At 40.4% G+C, this 23687-nt stretch carries 15 protein-coding genes; 1 reads left to right on the top strand and 14 read right to left on the bottom strand.

Translation table 11 applies throughout. From position 1 onward, the window contains the following. Positions 1–21: 21 nt before the first annotated feature. The 8 genes from ACKWBX_RS03865 to ruvB all read right to left on the bottom strand — a co-directional run bounded on the left by ACKWBX_RS03865 (position 22) and on the right by ruvB (position 14905). Entirely contained in the window at positions 22–417 is a 396-nt protein-coding gene (locus tag ACKWBX_RS03865) for a VanZ family protein (protein ID WP_413967335.1), read from the bottom strand. Beyond that, entirely contained in the window at positions 410–790 is a 381-nt protein-coding gene (gene gcvH, locus ACKWBX_RS03860) for a glycine cleavage system protein GcvH (RefSeq protein WP_413967334.1), read from the bottom strand. The genes ACKWBX_RS03865 and gcvH overlap by 8 nt, the downstream gene beginning before the upstream one ends. 262 nt (positions 791–1052) lie before the next feature. Beyond that, the gene (sov, locus tag ACKWBX_RS03855; protein ID WP_413967333.1) at positions 1053–8174 is read right to left on the bottom strand and encodes a T9SS outer membrane translocon Sov/SprA; all 7122 of its coding nucleotides are present in this window, start codon (positions 8172–8174) and stop codon (positions 1053–1055) included. Between the two features lie 62 nt (positions 8175–8236). After that, complete coding sequence (gene ruvA, locus ACKWBX_RS03850; protein WP_413967332.1) at positions 8237–8818, bottom strand: Holliday junction branch migration protein RuvA; 582 nt, start codon at positions 8816–8818, stop codon at positions 8237–8239. A 121-nt stretch (positions 8819–8939) separates the two neighbouring features. Next, complete coding sequence (locus tag ACKWBX_RS03845; protein ID WP_413967331.1) at positions 8940–11234, bottom strand: NADP-dependent malic enzyme; 2295 nt, start codon at positions 11232–11234, stop codon at positions 8940–8942. A gap of 121 nt (positions 11235–11355) precedes the next feature. Further along, entirely contained in the window at positions 11356–12660 is a 1305-nt protein-coding gene (locus tag ACKWBX_RS03840) for an MFS transporter (RefSeq protein ID WP_413967330.1), read from the bottom strand. A gap of 296 nt (positions 12661–12956) precedes the next feature. Next, positions 12957–13880 carry a tRNA epoxyqueuosine(34) reductase QueG gene (queG, locus tag ACKWBX_RS03835; RefSeq protein ID WP_413967981.1) on the bottom strand — a complete coding sequence of 308 codons (924 nt, stop codon included), beginning with the start codon at positions 13878–13880 and terminating at the stop codon, positions 12957–12959. Positions 13881–13882: 2 nt separating this feature from the next. After that, entirely contained in the window at positions 13883–14905 is a 1023-nt protein-coding gene (gene ruvB, locus ACKWBX_RS03830) for a Holliday junction branch migration DNA helicase RuvB (RefSeq protein ID WP_413967329.1), read from the bottom strand. Between the two features lie 98 nt (positions 14906–15003). On the opposite strand from ruvB, the gene ACKWBX_RS03825 reads away from it, so the two are divergent. Beyond that, the gene (locus tag ACKWBX_RS03825; protein WP_413967327.1) at positions 15004–17268 is read left to right on the top strand and encodes an acyl-CoA dehydrogenase family protein; all 2265 of its coding nucleotides are present in this window, start codon (positions 15004–15006) and stop codon (positions 17266–17268) included. Here ACKWBX_RS03825 and ACKWBX_RS03820 read toward each other — a convergent pair. The 6 genes from ACKWBX_RS03820 to ACKWBX_RS03795 all read right to left on the bottom strand — a co-directional run bounded on the left by ACKWBX_RS03820 (position 17265) and on the right by ACKWBX_RS03795 (position 23687). Beyond that, positions 17265–18092: a GIN domain-containing protein gene (locus ACKWBX_RS03820; protein ID WP_413967325.1), complete on the bottom strand. Its 828-nt coding sequence runs from the start codon at positions 18090–18092 to the stop codon at positions 17265–17267. The genes ACKWBX_RS03825 and ACKWBX_RS03820 overlap by 4 nt on opposite strands. 139 nt (positions 18093–18231) lie before the next feature. Further along, the gene (locus ACKWBX_RS03815) at positions 18232–20058 is read right to left on the bottom strand and encodes a cytochrome c oxidase subunit I (protein WP_413967324.1); all 1827 of its coding nucleotides are present in this window, start codon (positions 20056–20058) and stop codon (positions 18232–18234) included. Between the two features lie 47 nt (positions 20059–20105). After that, the gene (locus tag ACKWBX_RS03810; protein ID WP_413967322.1) at positions 20106–21209 is read right to left on the bottom strand and encodes a cytochrome c oxidase subunit II; all 1104 of its coding nucleotides are present in this window, start codon (positions 21207–21209) and stop codon (positions 20106–20108) included. A 31-nt stretch (positions 21210–21240) separates the two neighbouring features. After that, on the bottom strand, positions 21241–22578 hold the full coding sequence (locus ACKWBX_RS03805; protein WP_413967321.1) for a quinol:cytochrome C oxidoreductase: 1338 nt from the start codon (positions 22576–22578) through the stop codon (positions 21241–21243). A gap of 15 nt (positions 22579–22593) precedes the next feature. Beyond that, positions 22594–23154: a c-type cytochrome gene (locus ACKWBX_RS03800; protein WP_413967320.1), complete on the bottom strand. Its 561-nt coding sequence runs from the start codon at positions 23152–23154 to the stop codon at positions 22594–22596. Between the two features lie 2 nt (positions 23155–23156). Then, positions 23157–23687 (bottom strand): DUF3341 domain-containing protein, encoded by a 531-nt coding sequence (locus ACKWBX_RS03795; protein WP_413967319.1) that lies wholly within the window; start codon positions 23685–23687, stop codon positions 23157–23159.

Below are 23687 nucleotides of genomic sequence, written 5' to 3'. Positions count from 1 at the left end.
AATAAATTGAATAATATGCAATTAATATTTCCATTTTAACGGCCCATATCTGAAAATATAGATACCAATGGCACCTATTCCTATCAATGCCCCTAAACTATTGGCCACGGCATCCCAAATATCACCATGCCTATTTTCCGTTAACGTAACTTGTAATACCTCAATAAATATGCCATATATGGCCGAAAACAAAAAGGCCAATATAAGCGGTCTTAAAAGATTCTTTTTTTTATGGCCGCCCAAAACAAACACCCATAAAATGGCCATGACAAAATAAAAAGTAAAGTGTACCAGCTTGTCCGCGTGCGGAATATGAAACCCTGAAGTATCAACACCCTCAAAAGAAAATAAGCTGGAAAATGTTACGAACATTGTCCAGCTTATTAAAAGTATCGTGAAAAATTGTTTTCTAAGCACCTATGATTTCCTTGTAATCCGCATCTGAAAGCAAGCCTTCCAATTCACTGGAATCACTGAACTTGATTTTTACCATCCAACCTTCTCCATAAGGATCCGTATTTACTTTTTCCGGTTCGTCCTCTAATGACTCATTAAATTCAATAATTTCTCCTGATAAGGGCAAAAACAAATCGGATACCGTTTTCACAGCTTCCACCGTACCAAAAACTTCCTCCTTATCCAATGTTTCGTCCACGGTCTCGACTTCCACATACACAATGTCCCCTAACTCCCCTTGTGCAAAATCCGTGATGCCAACGGTAGCAATATCGCCTTCTATCTTGACCCACTCATGGTCTTTCGTGTACTTTAAATCTGATGGTATATTCATTCTTATTTTTTTAGTCCTTTGGCAAATGTAAACGATTCTCAAATAAACTCAAATTCAAATACAAACGCAAATACATATTCAAACACAAATACGGTTAAAAGTATAAGGAGGTACGAAAATTGTACTTCGATGCTTTCTAATGTAAGACATTATAGAGCATTAGGGCAGATAAGTTGAGGAATCACTGAGATGAAACCAGTACAGATTATAAGTTCAAAACAACTATGAATTTAATATTTGTATTTGAGTTTGAACTAGTTTCCTAATTCCCAAAATTATATCGCAATGTAAACCCAGCATTGATAGTGGTCTGCGGGAAAGCGGTTGATACCGCAAACTGGGAAAAAGAATGGTCATAGAAAAATAGGGCATTGAGCTGTTTGCTCAAAGCATAATCTGCCGTAAACTTGATGGACAATAAGTTTTGACCGGATGTAATTTGATTGTTATCAATGTCCAAATTTCGGATAATGGTCAGATTGTCCCGTAACGTAACATCTGCTTTCAGGTTTAAATCGCCTTTAAGCCGTGTTTTATTTCCCCCGATATTGGTCACGAATTTTACATCTTTGATGCGATACCCCAATCCTACCGTATATTCCTTACCGTTAATTTCCGTCATTAAATTATTATCAAAACTAAGGGATAAAGTACGGTCCCTTCGTACTTCGGCCAATACACTAACCGAATTTTTCATTTCAAAATCCATCCGGATCAAAGGATTAAACTGATCGGTCAAGACCACATTGTTCAGAATCAGGTCCGGTAATAAATCATCATTTTCTGCATTTACCGGTGAAAGACCATCATTGATCAATTGTGTCTTTTCCAAGTTTGTTTGAAAGGAATTGATGCTATAGGAAGCCCTATACCCATGTTGCAGGGAAAAACGTTTGAATTTCTTTTTAAACCATTTGCTGTTCATCAATCCTGTGTACTTAATGTTCCAATTGGGAATAGGAATCTGTCTGAAAATATCCAAATTCACACGATTTACATCTTGACCCGTATAAGCCGCAAAGAATGCGGGCAATAATACATCTTGCTGTGTTTTTCCATATTGTTGTGGAAAACCATCGGCATCCAAAGTACCTGGATTTTGACCCCTATCCGAAACCAAACGATTGGCAATCGTGATTCGATTTTGTTTGAATTCCTCAAAGGTGGCCGAATCAAATTCATCACTCTTCCCGAAAGCAGTTCCGATCATCATCGTAGAAATACTAAAATTTCCGAAGTTATTTCCTAACTGTACATTGTAAAAAGGTTCATCCCCGGCAGTATCAACATTGAAATTCTCTTGGTAACTTTCGGAATACTGCCTGTCCGCGGATAAATCTATGGTAATATCCCTTGTGGGTTGGGCCGTGGCCGTAATGCTCAATTGCTTGTTCGTACGCTTTATAAATTGTTCGTTAAATTGATCAAAACCAGTCAACCAACCATTTCTGGCCGCTTCAAAACGAATATCCGACTGACTACCGAAAACAAATCCCAATGAGGGCCTCGTAGTCCCAATAAAACCGACAGATTGCGTATATCCCGGTAATACTGTACCATTGTTTTCATTGTAATTAACGTTCAATCGTTTTACCATCGTAACAAGATCAACTATCGTATTGAACGTTTTACTGGTCTTTTTCTCTATTTTCTCCTCATCCTTGGCAGGAACACCAGCTTTGTCTACTCGGACAGGACGACTACTGCTCTTGGCACCTCCTTTTCGTTTTTTCAATCCTATCATATCGTAGAATTTTTGCAAGGTCAAAGAAGCAGTAAGGTTATGGGTATTGGCGTTTTGAATGGTATTGATATCGCTTCCAACCACCTCACGCAAGGCATCTCCGCCGCGTTGCCAATCAAAATTACTGGTATAACTATATTGCGCATTAATAAAATCGAGTGCAGGAATTTTAGAAAAAGGGATTTCATAATTCAATTGCATCTGTTGCGAATGCCTATTGGGCTCCCCAATATCAAAAAAACCGTCCCAAACCCCTAAGGCTTGATTTATTCTATCGCGTGAATTTACAGGTTCATCTTCATTAAAATAATTACGGACAATGTTATTGTTAGATGCCGTAAGGTTTAAACGCAGCGATTTTGTCAAATTATAATTGACCGCATACTGCCAATTGAACAGGTAATTACGTTGCTGCAGTTCCGGTAAACTTATGAAGTTTTGTCCCTCTTCAGCTACCCCTCGGAAACGTTGTGCATTGAATTGCCTGTTGATATTTGAATTCAGGGAAACACTCGCCGGAAGCAGGTTCAGGTTCAAATCCTTTAGCCATTTCCAATAGGTTCCCGTAAACAGGGAATCCTTTTTAGCAAACGGAGCTACCTCAACTGGGTCAAAAGCATGCGTATATACAAACCCTGTATTCACGTTTTGATCTCGTAATTCGGCAATCTCAAAATCCCGATGCTCTATTTCGTTATATGAATAATTAAAAGTGAAGTTTTCAATGTCATAGAAATTGGCATCTGCCTCTTCTCCCCTATCTTTTCTAACCCCGATTAAATTTATGCTTGTTCTTTTTGTATAATCTTCTGCCTGTTCTCTAATTTGTTCTTTAGATGGTGGCCCGTTAGCAGATTCTGTTACAGGAGCCGTATCGATTCTATCCTGCAACTTTAAATCGTCATATACGGGATCAAACTCCGGAGTAATGATTTGCTCGGATATTCCATAATTAAAGGGTAGTTGTATTCCCCACTTTTTAGGCAATAATTGCCCCACGTTCACATTGGTCACCACATCATAGCTAACGGCATCTTCACGGGCGCGTTCATTGGGCATTTGATCAATGGAACCAAAACCGGAGGTACTGGTACTCCCTGTGGCGGTTACATTGGCAAAGTCGGCAATATTGGCATCCAAAGCAGCTACGGCGGCCCAACCCCCGTTATTGTCCAATCCTGCCAAACGAAGTTCATTAAACCATACTTCCCCCCTCGCCGGGAGCGCATCTTGGTTTTTAATTCCCACCATCATACTCCGAATACTTCCCAATGAAGGATTTCCTTTGATTCCTATCCGCAACCTTCCCGGAGTTCTTGGTGCAAATTCTGTGACCGGAAATACCGCTCCGTTTTCCACTTCAAAAAAACCGGCTTCACTTAAATCCCCACCAGAAATCCAAAGCGATTTCACTTTGTTCAAATCGCTCAAGGAAATATCCATTTCGTTTACATCCGGCCAAATCTCGCTTTCTGAAGTCGCGTTAAACGATGTAAACTGCAACGGCAATTCTATCTGGTAATAATTCTGGGTAAAATCCGTACCTATTCTTAAAAATCCGATTAACGGGGTAGCGGCATCCGCATAATCACTATCTACAATTTCTTCCGCGTGCATGAACATCTTTATGCTCTCATACTGGCGAATATCTATATTCAAATTTTTGAAAACTCCCCTTGCATCCTGTGATTCCAAATTATTGACCAATAATGAAAGAGACTGCTCGTTTTGACGGATAATCGTATTGTTATTGTTCAATTGTTCCCGAAAAACCCCTGGAGGCAATACATACGGAATAGGAATACGACTGTTATTTTCTTCGATATTTACCGTATTTACCTCTAGCGTGGTACCATCATCCGCAGGATCGTTATCAATATCCATTTCCTGTAACGTTCTGGTATAGGTACGCCAGTCTCCACGAACCAAATCCAAGGTAGCAAAACGCAATACTGTTGGGCTATTGAAACCGGTCATGTACATCCGCATAAAACTAATGGACCTGAAGTCCGAGATACCCCCGACCGCATCGGAAAAATCGCTTAATGGAATTTTATACTGAATCCATCTTCTATTCAACTGAGCACCATTGGGCAGTTCTGGTGTTGTACCTTCTTTTATATCGGTTACATATTTATCATTGATAGTGGTATTCGGTTTTATTTCGATACGATATTCATAATAGCTGTTCACCGTATTCATGGTCAAATCACGGTCCACGTCCTCCACATCCGGAAGTGTGGTAGACCCCCTATTGGTATTGGTCACCTCTACCGGCGAACTCCCGTCCGGATTGTTAAAATCCAAATAACGCTCCAAAATACCACCTTCCCTATTTAAATAATACCGGTAGTTGTCCAAAGCTGGGTCATCTCCCCCGTTAGTATCGTACACGGCAGCTTCATCGGCATCGTTCAAACCATCAAAACCAATATCCTGCAATGCTCTGTTGGCTTCACTTGCATCAAAGGCATACACCAAAGATTGTGTTGCCGGAACCTCCCCCCACGAAGTGGGTGCCGTAAAATCATTGCTATCCACGCCCGGCAAGCCATTTTCATATTGTTTTCTTCCGTCCTTCAAAATATCCTCGGAAATATTACCAAGGTTCAATACCAATTCTCCAGAACTTGTAGCTTCCCCATCCACATAAGGGTCCAATACCCAAAATTGAACGAATTCTACGTTAGACTGCTCAAAGTTGGTACTGCTCAAAGGACGCATAATGCCTGCCCATTTCTCGGTAGGTGGCTCCGTATCAAAATCCGGGCTATTGTTATAAGGCCCTTTTTGATTTGGGTAATACGCAACATCCAATGTTCCTTGGACCGTTGTCTGTCCTTGCGCCACATCAACCTGTGGAAATACCTCATCTATAAAAATACGACGGGTAGGATTCGTAGAAATATCATCATCACTTACACCATCCGGTCTTTGGTTGGTATAAAAAATAGGATCGATGGTATACCAAGCCATTTTTGCCCTTCCAAAACCATTTTCCAAATTTGCCGGATCTTCGGGTTCACTGCCTGACAATTGTCCTCCGGGAGCAAACTCCAATGGTGTACTCGCCAAGGTCCATCCTAGCGATGATCGTATATCGATTAATGCTTGGGCTCCTTCAAAATCGTCTAAATAGGTCGTCGTTTCCCCTTGAAAATCTGCATTTTTAGGAGAATTTGGTTTTAGCCAAGCTACTTCGGCACGTACCGATAAATTTGATGGAACATCTGTATCAATATTCGGTAATTTGTTCACCATCCGCGTTAACCAAGGCACTTCTGTTGAGAAGTTCCCGTTCAAACCGAAAATCGTATTGTTTACCGGTTCCACACCAAAATTGGATTTCTGCGTAAGCGGACGCTCGTTTAGATTTAAAAATGTTCCGCCCAAAACAAAATTCTTATTGAATTGGTGTTCTACATTAATCCCGGTGAAACGACGGGTCTGTTGTCCAAAAACAGCGTTGTTTTCAACCGAAATATTAATGGGTGTATTGGAGGCCTCTAAACTGGGGTCCAAGATTTGCACCGTACCCGCTTGATAGTTTACGGTATAATCTATTCCTTCCTGTAATTGTCTGCCACCTGCCGTAACACGTACGGAACCTCTTGGCACGTTAAAAGCGCCTATAGGAATACCATTGCTCCCCTCTGCCTTATATCTTCCTTTTAAAATGAATTTATTTTTTTCAGGGTCCTGTAATGCAGCGGCTTTGGTCTCCTCGTACATATCCCTAAAAACGTACTGTTCTTGATTGGCATTATAGCTAGATGGGACGTCATAACTTCCTCCCCCTCCAAGGGTTTCATATAAATGTTCCCCAAACGGTTCTACCTTGGTAAAAATAATTCTTCCGCCCTGTACATCAATGGTCTGGCCGGGAACAAAATCAAAGAAACCATCACCGCCAGGTTGTATGTCATTATAGATATTAAGCCTGTCCAGATTAAAGACATCCAATAATATACGTTCCTCCAAACCGTCCGGCCATCCGGTTCCCGGGCCTTCTTCTATAGGTGTGATATAATTCCTTGGCGTTGGATCGGAATACAGAATGTTCAACTTAAAATCGTCCTGACTTAACCGAAAAGCACCCGTAGCATAAATATTCTTCATCATCAAGTCCCAAATAGGATCTTGAACCCTGGTGATATTACTTTTTAATAATTTAAGAACTAAAGTATTGTTCTCGATAATCGGGTTAACTCCAGCCGAAACTGTAGTAGCTTCCAAACCACCGTTCGCAAATTCCCCTACTTGAAATACTTCTCCCTGAAAGGTATATTGATACGCAACCGCCAAAACCTCGTCATTGCTCAAACGTTGGTTCAACGAAATATAGCCTAACTGTGTATTGAAATCGTAATCCCTTCCTTGGTCCAGTTTCCGTGCATTCTCCAATATGGCGTAATCAAAACCTTGGTCTGCAAAATAGCCCATAATATCAAATCCATTTTCGACCGTGGCAATATCTCGGATACCATTGGTCAATGCCCCACCATTACCAATTGACGCCGGATCAAAATCATTGGCATTGTTGCGGGGTCTTGCATCCATTATGTTGTTGAAGAATCCTTCAGGTGCATCACTGGCAATTCTAGTTTTATCAGGAATTGCTTCACCTAAATCCTGAAGCGCCACTACATTCCTTACATTTAAGGTCTGCTGACTTCTGTTGGTGACCCAAACTTCCAATCGTGTAATCTGGACTTGACTTTGAATGTAAGGATAGGTCTCCAAGGCCCGGTCGTAGTTATCCCTAAAATATTGTGCTAAAAAGAAGTGCCTATCTTCATCATAATCCAACGCCGTCACCGAAAACTCGTTCAAGGTACCGCCACCTTGGGCCACTACAGTATTGTTTTGTGATTGTTGTTCCGAGAATACCGCAGTCACCGTCGTCTTACCAAATTGTAATTGTGTTTTGACCCCGAACAAACTTTGCGCCCCTTGTATCAGAGAGCTATTCAGAGGCATATTTACGTTACCGACCTCAATAGAACGAATAATATCGTCTTCCGTAGGAGTATAATCCAATTTTACCAAATTCTGAAAATCGAATGTGGCCTCCGTATCAAAATTTGCGGTCACCTGCAATCGCTCCCCAATTTTACCCAGCATACTCAAACTGATGCGCTGGTCAAAATCAAAAGAAAGATTGGTTCTGTTTCTTGGTGAAAGCGAAGGATTATCATTTTTTTGCCAGATAACCCCTAAATCCATCGCTACGGATCCTTGCGGAATTACTTCTATGGTATTACCCCCAAAAATGGATTGGAAAAAATTATTGTTCACATAAAAGTTGGGCAAGAGATTTTTTCGAGCTTCCTCACTACCTTCTTTTTTACCTGAATATGCGTCTGATTTTTCCTTGAAATAGGATTTAATCCCCTCTTTTTGGATAAGGTCAAAATATTGCTCAGGAGTTAGGATAATAGGGTAACCAATATTGAAATCCCCTACTTTCTCATTGTAAATATAGCGATCAAGCTGTGCATCATAAATATACTTGGAAACGATGCTGTCCGGGTTTTCCAAAATAATCCTACCGATATCAAAACCGGTCTTTACGGAATCGACTTCCTGTTCATTAGTTTCCTGGGCTACGGTAAAGTGTGTTGTAGCGCAGAAAAGCATGAACAAGAATAGTACCTTAAAATATGTTTTAAGAAGTTTGATTGCCCCTGGTCTCTTATTTATTACAAATTTTTCAGCGCGAGCTTTATGATGTTCTCCACGCTTAAGGAGGAATCTTGGGAAATTACCTTATCTACTATCCTTTCGGACTGCCTTCTTGCAAATCCAAGAACCTCTAAAGCAGATAACGCTTCTTCTTTATTTGTATTGTTCGAAGTTGGCGAAACTTCGTCCATATCCTGGACTTTTAAAACCTTGTCCTTTAAATCCAAAATAACACGCTGCGCCGTCTTGGCACCAATGCCCTTTATCGCTTGAATAGCAGGGACATCTCCATGGGCTATTGCCTCCCTAATTTGACTGGGTGACATCGAAGAAAGCATGGTCCTTGCGGTACTGGAACCTATACCCGAAACCGAAAGTAATAATCTAAAGATTTCGCGTTCCGATTTCTCCGCAAAACCGAATAATGTATGCGAGTCTTCTTTTACCTGTAAGTGAGTATAAATATTAACGAGTTCTGTATCTGGAATTTTTGAAAACGTATTCAAGGAAATATTTACAAAATAACCCACCCCGCCACATTCAACAATGATGTACGTTGGATTTTTTTCGACTAGCTTTCCTTTAAGATGATGGATCATAATTAAAATTCAAGTACAAAGTTGGCTATTGGCTATTGGCTATTGGCTATTGGCTATTGGCTATTGGCTATTGGCTATTGGCTATTGGCTATTGAAATAACAAAATCTTTGATTTACAAACCTACTTTCCCATTTTAGCTTTCTTCCTCTTTTCACGTTCCTGTGCATCTATTACCGCAACCGCTGTCATATTCACAATTTCATCCACACTGGCCCCTAACTGCATAATATGAACCGATTTTCTAAGCCCCACCATAATAGGCCCTATAGAATCGGCCTTGTTCAATTCTTTCAAAAGCTTATAGGTAATATTTGCCGACTCCAAATTGGGAAAAATAAGTGTATTTACCTTTCTACCCGCCAATTTGGAAAACGGAAACTTGCTTTCGTGAAGCTCCCTATTGAGTGCAAAATCTGTTTGAATTTCACCATCTACGACCAAATTTGGATTGGCCTCGTGCAAAATACGAACGGCCTCTCTCACTTTTTTGGCATTTGGATGAGATGATGAACCAAAGTTCGCATAACTCAATAGCGCCAATACGGGATCAAAACCAAAAGTACTCGCTACATTGGCCGTCATTTGTGCAATCTCCGCTATTTCAGCGGCATTAGGTTCTATATTGATGGAAGTATCCGCCAAGAACAAAGGACCTCTATCCGTTATCATAATATTTACGGTAGATACTTTTTTCACGTTCGATGCTCTCCCGATTACCTCTAAAATAGGTTTTACGACCGTTGGATATGCTCTGGAATATCCTGAGATCATTCCATCCGCATCGCCTTCCAAAACCATCATTGCCCCAAAATAGTTGCGCTCACGCATCTTTATTTTCGCACTATAAAAAGTAGCTCCATTACGCTTTCTACTTTCCCAGTACTTTGTGGCATACCGAACATGCTTTTCATCAAACTCCTTGGACTTTGGGTCAATTATGGTGATATCCGCGTCGAACTCCAACTCTCCCATGAGTTCTTCTATCACCTCTTTTCTTCCCAATAGAATAGGTTGGGCAATACCTTCTTCATGTACTATCTGTGCTGCTTTTAAAACATCCAATTGGTCCGCTTCCGCAAAAACGATTCTCTTGATATTGGACTTTGCGCGACTATGTAACAATCTTACCACTTTATTGTCGTTACCCGATCTCTGCAGTAGTTCTTCCTCATATTTTTCCCAATCCTCAATTGGAGCTTTGGCCACACCACTTTCCATGGCCGCTTTCGCCACTGCCGGGGGAATTCTAGAGATTAATCGCTGATCGAACGGTTTTGGAATAATGTAATCTTTCCCAAAAGTCAATCTAGTTTCACCATAAGCTATGTTCACCTGTTCCGGAACGGGTTCTTTTGTCAACTCGGCCAAGGCTTTTACCGCAGCCATTTTCATTTCTTCATTGATTTTGGTAGCCCTAACATCCAAAGCCCCCCTGAAGATAAAGGGAAAACCAAGCACATTATTTACTTGGTTCGGATGGTCGGAACGGCCGGTGGCCATTAAAATATCATCCCTGGTCTTGCAGGCTAGATTATACTCAATTTCTGGATTGGGATTCGCCATGGCGAAAACAATGGGATTCTTTGCCATGGATTTCAGCATGGCCGGAGAAACAATATCCGCCATGGACAGCCCAATGAAAACATCGGCATCTTTCATGGCCTCGCCCAAAGTAGAAATCTTCCTACCCGTAGCAAATTCAGCTTTTTGAGAAGATAGATCGTCCCTGTCCTTTCTGATGACCCCTTTGCTATCCAGCATGACTATATTCTTGGACTTAGCTCCAAATGCCTGATACAATCGCGTACAAGAAATGGCAGCTGCCCCAGCTCCGCTTATGACGATTTTTACGTTATCTATTTTCTTTTTGCAAAGCTCCAGAGCATTGAGCAATGCTGCCGCAGAAATTATCGCGGTACCATGTTGATCATCATGCATTACCGGAATATCCAGTTCTTCCTTTAATCTACGTTCAATTTCAAAGGCTTCGGGTGCTTTGATGTCCTCTAGATTTATTCCTCCAAAAGTTGGGGCTATGGCTTTTACCGTCTCTACGAATTTATCCACGTCCTCTGTGTCTACTTCAATATCAATTCCATCAATATCGGCAAAAATCTTAAACAGGAGACTTTTTCCTTCCATCACGGGTTTGGAAGCTTCCGGCCCAATATTGCCCAATCCCAGAACAGCCGTCCCATTGGAAATTACGGCCACTACATTTCCCTTAGCGGTGTATTTATAAACATTTTCTCGGTCTTTGGCAATCTCTAAACAAGGTTCTGCCACTCCGGGGGAATACGCCAGTGCCAAATCGCGCTGGGTGGAATAAGGTTTGGTGGGTACAACTTTTATTTTACCGGGTTGCGGTTTTGCATGATAAACCAGTGCTTCTCTGCGTTGTTTTTCCTTACTCATTATAGTGTCCTTATTTAAAGACACAAATTTAGGGGTATTCTTCAGAAAAGCATTAACAGAAATACCTTTTATCCGATATCATCCTATATTCTCAAAACAGAACATCAATTGATCAAAACTTTTAGGCTTTTTCTTTGACGTTCAACCTCATTGCCAAAATTGCGGAAATGATAAAGAAAGCTCCTGCGAAAAGTATCGCATTTACGGCGTTTCCGCCTAAAAGGTATTTGTAAATAGGGCCAAAAGTGAGGGTTTCAATCCCCATAGGAATCACGATCATCATATTCAAAATACCCATATAAACGCCACGTCTTTCTTGGGGAACCACTTTTGAGACCATAGTATAGGGAATACCCATCATAGCTGCCCAACCTATACCAAATAATACCATTGGAGCCAAAACCAATAAGGCATCATCAATAAAAGGAATTGCGAACAATGCAAGTCCGGTACCTACTAAGCTTAAGGCATATATCTTCTTGCCTCCAAATTTTAAGGTTAACGGAACCAGTGCCAAGGCCACGACCATGGTCACTATGTTATATGTGAGGCTCATTTGAGCGGATTGGGATGCGGCTTCTGAGGTAGAATAGCCCATGGTAAGCTTAAATAGCGGAGTAATGTACTGCCAATAAATAAAAAGGGCATACCACTGAAACAAATATACCGCCCCTATTTTCCACATAAACGAAGGCATTTCTTTGACCGCAGTAGCTATTTCCGTAAAAGGTTTCGCAATACGTGCAGAAATTGGCAAAGCCTTATCGTGGTTTATTTCGGCCAATTCGTCCTCGGATGGTGGAATTTCCGGTGTTTTGAAAACGGACCAAAGAATGGTTGTTATAGAAAGAAGTCCCCCGATATAGAAGGAAAAGTACAACCACTCGGGAATGGTCCCAGCGACTTCCAGTGATTCATCGCCCAGAAGATATTGGAACAGCACAATAGAACCATTGGCCAATAGAATACCGGCACCAACGAACAGACTTTGCATTTGATATCCAAGGCTGAGTTGTTTTTCGGGAAGCTTATCTCCTACAAAGGCTCGGTAAGGTTCCATAGCCATGTTATTTCCAACATCCAAAATCCATAAAAGACCCACTGCAAACCAGAGTACGGGACTGGTCGGAAAAGCAAAAAGACACAGACTACCAATGATGGCGCCAATCAAAAAATAGGGCTTTCGCCTGCCCCATTTGGGCGACCATGTTTTATCGGACATAGCCCCGATAATAGGTTGAACGACCAAACCCGTTACCGGTCCGGCGATGTTTAAAATAGGTAGCATTTCTTCCGATGCGCCTAAATATAGAAATATGGGATTGATAGCCGTTTGTTGAAGACCAAAGCTATATTGAATGCCCAAAAACCCGACATTCATATTAAATATCTGCCAGAAACTTAACCTTGGTTTATTGATTTTCATAGTTGGTTTGATTTTAAACTGAAGCAACTTGATGTTTCATCTCTTCAAAAACATCTTTTGAATATACTATAATCTTTGATGTTTTATTGAATTTTAGTACTCAAAAAAGCGAATTCGACAACTAAAACGTTTGCGTTTTATCAAAATCTTATTTCAGGAAATTTATATTCCGTTGGGGCCCGAATATTTTGTTCGCTTTACTGCCGATTTTTGGAAAACTTTCTTGAAAACATCTTCCGTTGTTTTCTCCTAATCTTTCTTGGTCGGCCTCCCTTTACTCTCCAGAGGAGGGGAACCTACTTTTTGAGAAACTCGATATTTCTCTTCAGGCCAGAAAATTTGGTACGTTTGACAGCAGATTTTTGAAATACTCTTTTGAAGACATCCTCGGTTATTTCTTCCCAATCTTTTTTAGTTATGGATAATAAATCTGGATGCGGATCGAATAATGGCTCCCGGTGTGGTTTTGAAAACTTATTCCATGGGCACACGTCTTGACAAACATCACAACCAAAGATCCAATCGTCAAATTGACCTTGAACGGAAGTCGGAATTTCATTCTTTAACTCAATCGTAAAATACGAAATACATTTACTACCATCAACGACATAAGGTTCCACGATAGCCTCTGTTGGGCAGGCATCGATACATGCCGTACAGGTACCGCAGTGGTCGGTCACGGGGCTGTCATATTCCAATTCAAGATCTACGATCAATTCGGCAATGAAGTAAAAAGAGCCTACTTGTTGGGTCAAAAGGTTGCTGTGTTTGCCCATCCAACCGAGTCCGCTTTTAGCGGCCCAAGCTTTATCCAAAACCGGAGCGGAATCTACGAAGGCGCGCCCATCGACCTCCCCGATTTCTTCTGATATAAATTCTTGCAGTAGTCTTAATTTGGATTTAATGACGTGATGGTAATCCTGACCATATGCATATTTAGATACCTTAAAAGTGTTTTTTATTTGCGTTTTTTCGGGAAAATAGTTCAGCAAAAGCGAAATAACGGACTTTGACCCTTCAACCAATTTCGTTGGGTCAAGGCGTTTGTCGAAGTGGTTTTCCATATAACCCATTTCGCCATGCATATTGTTGTTGAGCCATTGTTCCAATCTAGGGGCTTCCTCCTCTAGAAACTCTGCCTTGGAAATACCACATGATAAAAAACCGAGGCGTTTGGCTTCGGTTTTGATGAGTTTTGTCCTTTTTGATTTTATATCGATACTCAAAATAATCCTCCTTGAACATTTCCTTTTATTCTGCCGAGGTGCTTGTACGCCAACTCCGTGACTTCACGACCCCGCGGCGTTCGCATGATAAAACCTTGCTGAATCAAAAATGGCTCGTAGACTTCTTCTATGGTCTCGGCACTTTCAGATACCGCTGTTGCCAAGGTAGTAATCCCTACCGGGCCTCCCTTGAATTTATCAATGATGGTCGTTAGGATTTTATTATCCATTTCATCCAACCCATGTGCATCCACATTTAAAGCTTTAAGACTGAATCTAGAAATATCGATATCTATATTTCCATTGCCCTTTATCTGGGCAAAATCCCTTACCCTACGCAACAAGGCGTTACAAATTCTTGGAGTTCCTCTACTTCTGCCAGCAATTTCAATAGCGGCATCATTTGAAATAGGGACTTTTAAGATTTCCGCACTTCGCTCCACGATGGTGGAAAGCAGTTCCGTATCGTAGTATTGCAACCTACTTTGAATGCCAAAACGAGCACGCATGGGAGCTGTTAACAGACCTGACCGTGTGGTGGCTCCTACCAGGGTAAACGGACTCAAATTTATTTGTACCGAACGGGCATTGGGGCCTGTTTCAATCATGATATCTATCCGGTAATCTTCCATGGCCGAATAGAGGTATTCTTCCACAATAGGGCTTAATCGGTGTATTTCATCAATAAAAAGCACATCACGCTCATCTAGATTGGTCAACAACCCGGCCAAATCACCTGGTTTATCTAGCACAGGTCCGGAGGTTATCTTTATACCTACGCCCAGTTCGTTGGCCAAAATATGCGCCAACGTTGTTTTCCCCAATCCGGGGGGGCCATGGAACAAGGTGTGATCTAATGCTTCCCCCCTTTGATTCGCAGCTTCCACAAAAACCTTTAAATTCTCCAACACTTGCTCTTGTCCCGTAAAATCATCAAAATTAACAGGGCGCAAGGCTCTTTCGATATCCATTTCGGCATCGGAAAAATGTTCTCCAGAAGGGTCTAAATACTCATTCATATCCTAACAAAGATAGCGGAAAAAGAAAAAAGACGACCATGCTTTTGGAACCAAGATTTTAAACTCCATTTTGGTAAATAAAATCGTAAATTTCATGTATGGAAAAGAAAACGTATGCTCCGGGAATACTCCAATATATTCCTTTTTTTTATGTGATATGGTCAGACGATCTAGTGTCCGCTTCTGAGATCAACGTGGTAGAAAAAGCGATAGAAACCGATGAAAGTTTGACCAAGGAAGAAAAGGAACAACTCAAATCTTGGCTCAACGTAGAACAACCGCCAGCCAATGAAGAATTTAAAAATTGGAAACAAACGATTTCCAATTCCAACATAAAATTGATTGAAAGCGAAACCTATCCCTTATCCACTTTCAGCCAAAAAATTGTTTGTGCGTATTTTGATACTTGTCCTTTCAATGACAGTCTTAAACATATTGAAATCAATTTGGGCATACAGCCCAACCACTACAACCATCTCTTTAATGTTGAAGTACAACATGAGCTAACCTCGGATTTTTACGATGCCAATGAAATTGATTCCATTCTAAAGGGAAAATATTCCAAAACCATAGATGCCTTTAGAGATGCGGTCAAGGACCCTATTTTTAAATGGGACATCCATAGAAATAAAGAAGATTTTAGAACCGTTGTATTGAAACAAGTACAATTTCTGGCAGAAAAAGGGTATGGTGCTATGGCCTATCCCAAAGAGTACGGCGGTACTGGAGATATGGAAGGCTATGCGACCATTTTTGAAAATATGATGTATGTAGATGGCAGCCTTACCATAAAATTTGGGGTACAGTTTGGATTGTTCGGGGGGAGCATACAAAAATTAGGCACCAAAAAACATCATGATAAATATCTTAAAAAAACAGGGACCACAGCATTATTAGGTTGTTTTGCCATGACCGAAACGGGACACGGCTCTAATGTAAGAGGCATAAAAACCACTGCTACATATGATAAGGATTCGGACACCATCGTAATCCATACTCCCGGCACGAACGACAATAAAGAATATATTGGGAATGCATTACATTCTAAAATGGCCTCTGTATTTGCAAAATTGATCGTGGATGGAAAAAATGAGGGCGTGCATGCCATATTGGTACCACTTCGTGATGAAGCACATGAACTGCTTCCGGGAGTTCGCGTAGAGGACAACGGTTATAAATTAGGATTGAATGGAGTAGATAATGGGAAAATTTGGTTTGATCAGGTTCGTGTTCCAAGGGAAAATTTATTGAACAAGTATGGCGACATCAATGAGGATGGCCATTATCATTCCGATATTAAAAATCCCAACAAACGATTTTTTACAATGCTGGGAACTCTGGTCGGTGGAAGAATTTGTGTTGCCAGAGCCGGGCTTGGAGGTGCTAAAATGGCACTTGCCATAGCCATTAAACATGCTTTAAAAAGAAGACAGTTCAATGACAGCATAAAAATTCAAGAAGATTTATTAATGGATTATCCTTCTCACCAATTGAGGTTGACACCTTTGGTAGCTTCGGCCTATGTATATCAAATTACCTTGGATAAAGTCATGAAAGTCTATTGTGACGATTCAAAATCGGACAAACGCATGGTGGAGACGCAAGTAGCCGGTTTAAAGTCCATCATAACTTGGTATGCCAACGACACAATTCAAGAATGTAGGGAGGCTTGTGGTGGAAAAGGTTATTTGATAGAAAACAGAATTGCAGATTTAAAGGGCGATGTTGACATTTTTACTACTTTTGAAGGCGATAACAATGTATTATTACAATTAGCCGCAAAAGGGGTACTGTCCAATTTTAAGTCAGAATTTAACAGTGCCGGGTTTTCATCGGTCTTAAAACTTTTGGGCACCCAATTAACCGATAAACTGGCCACTATAAATCCGGTCTATTCCAACAAGGTAGATAAGGAACATTTATATAATCCGAAGTTTCACAAACATGCTTTTGACCATCGTACCCGAAGACTAACCTATACTTTGGCCATGCGTATTAGAAGTTATGTAAAAAAAGGCATTCCTTCCTATCAGGCATTTCTGAAAGTACAGACTCATTTGTTAGCACTGGGAAAAGCGTATAGCGTTCAATTGGCATATGAAGCTTTCACGGAATTTACGGAACAGATTTCGGACAACAAAAACCGGGACCTATTCCGAAAACTTGGAACATTATATGCGCTATATGAAATACGAAAAGACGCATCTTGGTACTTGGAACAGGGTTATTTGGGAAGCACAAAATCAAAGGCCATACGACAGCGCGTAGAACGACTCTCTACTGAATTAAGACCTCATATTGAAATATTGGTAGATGGTTTTGGTATTCCGGAGCATTGTATGTCCGCTCCAATAGCACATTAATCTTTTTCCTTGTCCAAGCGTGAGGTATCCAAAAAGTCCAATATGGTTATTTTGGGATTCCCGTATAAACTGGTCCTTGAGGAACCTCTAGAGGACAATTGAAAGTCGCTCAATACATTTACCCTTGCACTGGGCGAATCTTGTGAAATAATCATTGCGCTTTGCGCTTCCAATTTTTCTGCTTTCAGATTACTATTGCCGTAAAGTTTCGCGGTAAAGAAGTCCGAAGTTCCTTCGAATTTTGCGGATGCATTTTTGTACATGTAGACATTGTTCTTCTCTCCCGTAGCGTAAACCCTTACATCTATTCTATCTTTTAAAGTGAGGTTAAGTGAATCGCTGGCCAGATTAAAATCCCCGGAGCTGATGCCCTCCATACTTATATCGATAATATCCGCAGTTGCATTGAGTTCCAATCTTGAGGTTCCGGAAGTATATACGTACAATCGGTCAGAAGAAATAACATCTTGCATACTTATTTCACCATTTTTCATATTGATGTCGGTCAATTCCGTATAATAAACAGTGATATTCAATTTCTTTTTGGATATGATGTTATAGAACGATGAAATCACGAGAACACTATCCGAAACTTTGAACTTGAGCACATCTATCAAATTATCATCGGCCTCTATGGTGTAGCCCTCGTTAGATGCTTTTTGGAGCACTACTTCCAAATCATCGTCCAATTGGATGGCATGAAATGGAGGGAGATCTTCCCTGACCTCTACTACATTCTTATTTCCCTTAATCTTTGGCTTTCGCTGGGCATTTGCTTGAAAACCTAAAATGCCTATCAGCAAAACTAAAATCACTCTATTCATGTGTTCTTAAATTGATAAATAAAAAATGAAGGTATTCATTTTTGAATTAATCTTAAAAAATATCTATTTATAGCATACCCCTTATCAAAAAAAAATGCCCAACTTTTACAGTGGGCATTTCAATTAAATTTCATTTCTATTAATGGTTCAATTCCTCTTCATCTTCCTGTAGCGGAATATGCTGCGGAACAAAATCCTGTCCTGGAATAATATATTCCCCATCAGCATCAACCTTACTGTAATCATATGCCCAACGGTGTACCTCAGGGATAGGTCCATCCCAGTTACCATGTATATGCTTCACCTCTGCGGTCCATTCCAAAGTATTGGAACTCCAAGGATTTTTTGGACCTTTTTTTCCGTAGAAAATACTTCTTACAAAATTGAAAACGAATACCAATTGCGCAGCACCGGCAATTATGGCGAATACGGTCATTAATACTTGAACATCCGTTAATTCATCGAACATTGGAAAAGCTGTATTCTGGTAATACCTTCTCGGTACACCCGCCATACCTACAAAGTGCATAGGAAAGAAAACCCCGTACGCACAAATAGCTGTTACCCAAAAATGCACATATCCCAAGTTTTTGTTCAACATTTTACCCTCGAACATTTTAGGAAACCAATGGTATACACCTGCAAATAGACCATACAATGCAGAAATACCCATGACCAAGTGGAAATGCGCTACTACAAAGTAGGTATCGTGAACATTAATATCCAAAGTACTGTCCCCAAGAATAATACCCGTTAAACCTCCGGTAATGAAAGTAGATACCAAACCTATGGAAAACAGCATTGCCGGATTCAGTTGAAGATTTCCTTTCCACAACGTAGTGATGTAGTTAAATGCTTTTACCGCGGATGGTATTGCAATCAATAAGGTCGTAAATGTAAATACGGAACCTAAAAACGGATTCATTCCCGAAATAAACATATGGTGTCCCCAAACGATGGTGGACAAAAATGCTATGGCCAATATAGAGGCTACCATTGCCCGATATCCAAAAATAGGTTTCCTGGCATTTGTGGACATTACTTCTGAAGTAATTCCCAAAGCAGGCAATAATACAATATAAACTTCCGGGTGACCCAAGAACCAAAACAAATGTTCATACAATACCGGTGAGCCCCCTTGGTAATGCAATACTTCGCCCTGAATGAAAATATCCGAAAGGAAGAAAGAAGTACCAAAACTCCTATCCATAATTAATAAAAGTGCTGCCGATAATAATACCGGAAATGAGATAACACCAATAATTGCCGTTACGAAAAATGCCCAAATAGTCAATGGCAATCTTGTCATGATCATCCCCTTAGTTCTTAGGTTCAAGACCGTTACAATATAGTTCAGCGATCCCAATAAGGAAGACGCAATGAAAATTGCCATAGAAACCAACCATAAGGTCATTCCCATTCCCGAACCTGGTTGTGCCATTGGAAGGGCACTCAACGGAGGATAAATAGTCCAACCCGCTGCAGCAGGTCCCGCCTCAACAAATAAGGAGATGACCATAATGACACTGGACGTAAAAAACAACCAGTAGGAAACCATGTTCAAAAACCCGGATGCCATGTCACGTGCACCGATTTGCAATGGAATCAACAAATTACTGAAAGTACCGCTTAGCCCGGCCGTCAATACAAAGAATACCATAATGGTACCGTGTATCGTGACCAATGCCAAATATATATCGGCATCCATCACGCCATCCGGAGCCCACTTCCCCAAAACTGCTTCAAAGATTGGAAAGGATTCTCCTGGCCAAGCCAATTGCATTCTAAAAAGTAAGGACATCGCAATACCAATGAAACCCATAATCAAACCAGTAATCAAATACTGCTTTGCAATCATCTTATGGTCTTGGCTAAAAATATATTTTGTTACGAACGTTTCCTTGTGATGATGATGTCCATGATCGTCATGAGCGTGATCATCTACATGTGCTGTTACTGCTGACATAATCGATTTCTTTTGTGTTAATTTTCTTTTTCTAGCTTTATGTTTGCCTATTCTGTCAAAGTAACCCCATCTACCGTATTAAAGGCAGGATTTGTGTCATCCTTAAGGACAGTTTCGGCGAAAGTAGACTGGTCGGCCATCCATTTATTGTATTCCTCTTCAGTTTCTACTATTATTTTCATTTGCATGTTGTAGTGCGATTTACCGCAAATCTTGTTACACAACAATATATAATCAAATTCCCATGGGTCTAATTGTTCCTCTCCGGAAGCGGATTTCTCAGCCCTAATTTTATTCGTTCTTTTTACCTTATCCACCACTTCCGGCATTTGTCGCATCTCCTCAGTAGTGTAAATAGGTGTAAAAGAAAATTCTGTCACCATCCCTGGAACACAATTCATCTGTGCCCTAAAGTGCGGCATATAAGCCGAATGTAAAACATCTTGGGAACGCATTTTAAAATTCACCTTTCTACCTACTGGTAAGTGTAACTCTTTTACGATAACATCATCCGCAGCATACGAATCTGCTTCATCTAGACCCAATACATTAGCTTTATCAATATCTATCATTCTAACATTGGCACCACCTAGTACGTTATCCTCTCCTCCATATCTAGCGGTCCAGTTGAACTGTTGGGCATAAAGCTCAACTATCAATGGGTCATCTTCATCATTTACATCCATGATGTTGGTCCATGTATATAGTCCCCAAAGAATGAGTCCGGCCAATACGATTACAGGAATAATCGTCCAAATAAACTCCAAACGGTCGTTATCCGCATAGAACAACGCTTTCTTACCTTTCTCACCGCGGTATTTATAACCAAAATAGTGGAGTAACGCCTGTGTAATGGTTTGTACGATAAAAATGATGATAAAGGACACCAACATTAAATAATCATACTCCCCACCATGAGCTGAAGCTGCCTCTGGCAAGAGAAACTTAGCATACTTCCAAAAACTGAAAATAGTAATTCCATAAATAAAGACAAGAAAGGCAAACAATAAATAACCATTGTTTTTATTATCCTTATCATTAGCTATTTCCGTATTAGCCGTTTTAAGCTGTGAAAGTTCAAATATCTTGGTCATTTGCCAAATAGCAATTGCCACAAGTACTAAAACAGCTAAAGTCAATAATGTCGTCATTGTATGATTTGAAATTATACTTTACAATTCATTAATAGTGAAAGTGCCTACTTTCTTCAATAAATGGATTCCTTTTGGGTTGTAAGGGAGCGGATGTCAATGCCCTGAATATCCAAAAGATAAACAATCCGGCAAAAAACAATATAGCTCCTATCTCAGGGATACCGATAAACCATTGGTCGCCCACAGTAGCCGGCATTATAGCATTGAAAATATCCATATAATGTCCAGCTAAAATTACGATACCGGCCATCACTACGAACCAATTGATTCTTTTATAATCACTATTCATTAGTAATAATACTGGAAACAAAAAGTTCATGGCTACCATTCCAAAGAATGGCAATCTATAATCCTGTATCCTCGTCACGTAATAGGTCACTTCTTCCGGTATATTCGAATACCAAATCAACATGAACTGTGAAAACCATAGATACGTCCAGAAAATACTGATACCGAACATAAATTTGGCCAAATCATGGATATGGCTATCATTTACTTCTTTTAAATATCCTTTAGATTTCAAATAAACCGTAACCATAGCGATTACTGTAATTCCTGAGACAAACATACTCGCAAAAATGTACCAACCAAATAAAGTACTAAACCAGTGTGGGTCAACGCTCATGATCCAGTCCCAAGACATAATAGATTCAGAAATCAAATAGAACACCAAAAATGCTGCTGAAATCCTAAAGTTTAATTTAAACTTGGAATTATCATCGGATTCATCTTGTTCCAAGGATAGTTTCCTTGAATATTCCCTGTAGGCAATCCATCCCCCTAAAAAGATAGCAGCCCTAATCAAGAAAAAAGTAGGATTTAAATATCCGGATTTCCCTTGTAACAGTTCATCATGTGCCACCACATCGGCATCCATCCAAACAAAAAGATGATTCATATGCAATACCGATAGCACCAATATCACAAATACGATGATACCACCGGGCACTAAATAAGAAGTAATACCTTCCATTACCCTAAATAATAAGGGAGACCAACCTGCTTGTGCCGCACGTTGTATGGCGTAAAATGCCAATACCCCTAAGGCTATCATCATAAAAAAGAAAGCGGCAACATATAATGCGGCCCAAGGTTTGTTTTGTAATTGATGAAAAACATGTTCATCATGCTCTGCTTCGGACATCTCGTGTCCACCCATTTCAGGGTTATGACCAGATTTCTCCATATAATCGGCTTCGCTTTCCGTCCCATGACCTTCTCCGTGACCGTCATCATGGTGCGCTACCATCTCTTTTGCCTCCTCTACAGTACCGGGTGCAGCAAGAAAGCCCCATCCAATACCCAATACACCAACGACCATTAAGATAATGGAACCCATTTTTAGCCTATTTGAAAACGTGTACATAGTTCTGTTTGCCTATTATTTGGTTAAATCTTGTTTCAATTTCATAACATACTCCGAAACTTGCCACATTTCTGTCGTATTCATTTGAGAGGCGTAAGAGCCCATAGAGTTCAAACCATACTGCATGGTATGAAAGGTAGTTCCTACCGTTATATTACGTGCTGCGTCGTCATAACTTGGTACGCCCAATATCTTTTCACGCTTCACCAAAGTACCTTGTCCTTTGCCCTTATCACCATGACAAATAGCGCAGTATATCGTATACAACTGTCCGCCTACTGCAAGATTTTCATCTTTTGCCAGAGAATCCAATGGGCTTGTATTTAGTCTGGCCAATTCCTTTCCCTCTGGTGTATTTTCAAAACCATAAGGTAACCAGCCCCTATTGATGGTATTCGCCGGAGGCACCAGTGCTTCTTGATTGTCCGGTAGAAAACCTACTTCACCGTATGTTTCATAGCCAACTGGTTCATACATGTTCGGCATGTATTGATAGTTGGGTTTACTATCGTCTTGACAAGCTACGAGAGCTATCATCAAAACCACTATCATTATTATTTTCTTAAAACTGTTCATATTTAATGACTGTTTTTTTCTGATATATTTATTTCGACCGCACCGGTATCCGCTAACAAATCCTTTAGCTCTTGCTCATTTTCATGTATTTCTATTTCCATTAGGAAATGGTCGTCCGTTGTGCGTACATCAGGATTCTCAGCTTTCTTGAACGGCCATAATCTACTTCTCAAGTAAAAAGTGATTACCATTAAGTGAGCAGCGAAAAATACCGTAAGCTCAAACATGATCGGAACAAAAGCCGGCATATTCTCTATGTAGCTAAAACTTGGTTTACCACCAATATCCTGTGGCCAATCCTCGATCATAATATAGTTCATCATTACGATAGCTACCGTTAACCCGACACAACCGTATAGAAATGAGGTAATCGCAATACGCGTGGGCGCCAATCCCATAGCTTTATCCAAACCGTGCACGGGAAAAGGACAATATACTTCCTCTATATGATGTTTAGCTGCCTTTACTTTTTTTACAGCATGCATCAACACGTCATCATCGTTGTAAAATGCCTGTATAACCTTAGATGCCAT

This window comes from Maribacter algae, assembly GCF_047345745.1.
Lineage (GTDB): Bacteria > Bacteroidota > Bacteroidia > Flavobacteriales > Flavobacteriaceae > Maribacter.
The sequence above is the reverse complement of the archived record's forward strand: the minus strand, read 5'-3'. Positions and strand labels throughout refer to the sequence as shown.

Bases quoted from the DNA above. Each gene is read 5' to 3' on its own strand.
- gcvH (WP_413967334.1), bottom strand. From the start codon at position 790: ATGAATATACCATCAGATTTAAAGTACACGAAAGACCATGAGTGGGTC.
- sov (WP_413967333.1), bottom strand. From the start codon at position 8,174: ATGCTTTTCTGCGCTACAACACACTTTACCGTAGCCCAGGAAACTAAT.
- ruvA (WP_413967332.1), bottom strand. From the start codon at position 8,818: ATGATCCATCATCTTAAAGGAAAGCTAGTCGAAAAAAATCCAACGTAC.
- ACKWBX_RS03845 (WP_413967331.1), bottom strand. From the start codon at position 11,234: ATGAGTAAGGAAAAACAACGCAGAGAAGCACTGGTTTATCATGCAAAA.
- ACKWBX_RS03840 (WP_413967330.1), bottom strand. From the start codon at position 12,660: ATGAAAATCAATAAACCAAGGTTAAGTTTCTGGCAGATATTTAATATG.
- ruvB (WP_413967329.1), bottom strand. From the start codon at position 14,905: ATGAATGAGTATTTAGACCCTTCTGGAGAACATTTTTCCGATGCCGAA.
- ACKWBX_RS03825 (WP_413967327.1), top strand. From the start codon at position 15,004: ATGGAAAAGAAAACGTATGCTCCGGGAATACTCCAATATATTCCTTTT.
- ACKWBX_RS03820 (WP_413967325.1), bottom strand. From the start codon at position 18,092: ATGAATAGAGTGATTTTAGTTTTGCTGATAGGCATTTTAGGTTTTCAA.
- ACKWBX_RS03815 (WP_413967324.1), bottom strand. From the start codon at position 20,058: ATGTCAGCAGTAACAGCACATGTAGATGATCACGCTCATGACGATCAT.
- ACKWBX_RS03810 (WP_413967322.1), bottom strand. From the start codon at position 21,209: ATGACGACATTATTGACTTTAGCTGTTTTAGTACTTGTGGCAATTGCT.
- ACKWBX_RS03805 (WP_413967321.1), bottom strand. From the start codon at position 22,578: ATGTACACGTTTTCAAATAGGCTAAAAATGGGTTCCATTATCTTAATG.
- ACKWBX_RS03800 (WP_413967320.1), bottom strand. From the start codon at position 23,154: ATGAACAGTTTTAAGAAAATAATAATGATAGTGGTTTTGATGATAGCT.
- ACKWBX_RS03795 (WP_413967319.1), bottom strand. From the start codon at position 23,687: ATGGCATCTAAGGTTATACAGGCATTTTACAACGATGATGACGTGTTG.